This window comes from Xanthobacter autotrophicus, from assembly GCF_029991245.1.
Lineage (GTDB): Bacteria > Pseudomonadota > Alphaproteobacteria > Rhizobiales > Xanthobacteraceae > Xanthobacter > Xanthobacter autotrophicus_C.
In genome coordinates this window covers 1-1521 of record NZ_JAIVFO010000291.1, presented here as the reverse complement: position 1 = coordinate 1521, position 1521 = coordinate 1, and the positions used below count along the sequence as shown (strand labels likewise).

General features: G+C 72.1%; 1 protein-coding gene. It reads left to right on the top strand.

What is annotated here, in order from left to right:
- The first annotated feature begins 144 nt into the window (after positions 1 to 144).
- Entirely contained in the window at positions 145 to 1431 is a 1287-nt protein-coding gene (locus tag K9U41_RS22815; RefSeq protein ID WP_282643126.1) for a phage major capsid protein, read from the top strand.
- The last annotated feature ends 90 nt before the right edge of the window (positions 1432 to 1521 follow it).

Genomic DNA, 1521 nt, shown 5'->3' with positions numbered 1-1521 from the left:
GCCCTGCTCTCCGCCGCCGCGGCCCGCCTGCGCGCCGGCGCCCGGGCCTAGCAGGCCGGCCGGCGTGATCCCGCCGCCCTGCGCGGCAGGCCGACCGGGGCGGGCTCCCGCATCTGATTTCCGTTCATCCCAGAAGAGGTTTTCATGTCCCACCCCGACACCGCCTGTGCCGACACCGCCCGCACCTTCGCCGGTGCGCCCGAGACCAAGGTGGCCGGCGCCGAGGCCACCACCGCCGTGGCCGATTTCCTCGCCGCCTTCGAGAGCTACAAGCAGGTGAACGACTCCCGTCTCGCGCAGATGGAGCGGCGCAGCGCCGACGTGCTCACCACCGAGCAGCTGGCCCGTATCGATGCCGCCCTCGACAGCCACAAGGCGCGGCTCGATGCGCTCGCCACCAAGGCGCGCCGGCCGTCGCTCGGCGCCGCGCCGGAGCGCACCGAGGCGCCCGCCGCCACCCGCGAGCACACCGAAGCCTTCGCCACCTATGTGCGTCACGGCGAGGCCGGCGGCCTCAAGGCGCTGGAGGCGAAGGCGCTGTCCTCCGGCTCGGGCGCGGACGGCGGCTATCTCGTGCCCTCGGAGACCGAGACCGAGATCGGTCGCCGCCTTGCCGCCCTGTCGCCGATCCGCGCGCTGGCCTCGGTGCGGACGATCGGCGGCGGCACCTATCGCAAGCCGTTCATGACCTCCGGCCCGGTCTCCGGCTGGGCGGCGGAGACGGCGGCACGGCCCCAGACCGACAGCCCGGTGCTGGCGGAGCTGGCCTTCCCGGCCATGGAGCTTTACGCCATGCCCGCCGCCACCCAGTCCCTGCTGGACGACGCGCAGGTGAATGTGGAGGAGTGGCTCGCCACCGAGGTGGACACCGCCTTCGCCAGCCAGGAGGGGGTGGCCTTCGTCACCGGCGACGGTGTCGCCAAGCCCAAGGGCTTCCTCGCCTACACCAAGGTGGCCGAGAGCACCTGGGCCTGGGACAAGGTGGGCTATGTGGCCACCGGCGCGGCAGGTGCCTTCCCGGCGGCGGCGCCGGCCGATCCGCTGCTGGACCTGGTCTATGCGCTCAAGGCCGGCTACCGGCAGAACGCCACCTTCGTCATGAACCGGCAGTCGCAGGGCGCGGTCCGCAAGCTGAAGGATGAAAACGGCAATTACCTGTGGTCTCCGCCCGCCGGGGTGGGCCAGAGCGCGAGCCTCATGGGCTTCCCGGTGGCGGAAAGCGAGGCCATGCCGGACGTGGCGGCCGATGCCTACGCCATCGCCTTCGGTGACTTCCGCCGCTTCTACCTGGTGGTGGACCGCGCCGGGGTGCGGGTGCTGCGCGATCCCTATTCGGCCAAGCCCTACGTGCTGTTCTACACCACCAAGCGTGTGGGCGGCGGGGTGCAGGATTTCGACGCCGCCAAGCTGCTGAAGTTCGCCGCAAGCTGAGGGGGAGGGGGGCAGATCGCTCTGCGTGGGGCGTTGTCTGCGTCTCCGCGCACCGCAGAACCCTCTCCCGCGTGCGGGGGAGGGCAGGGT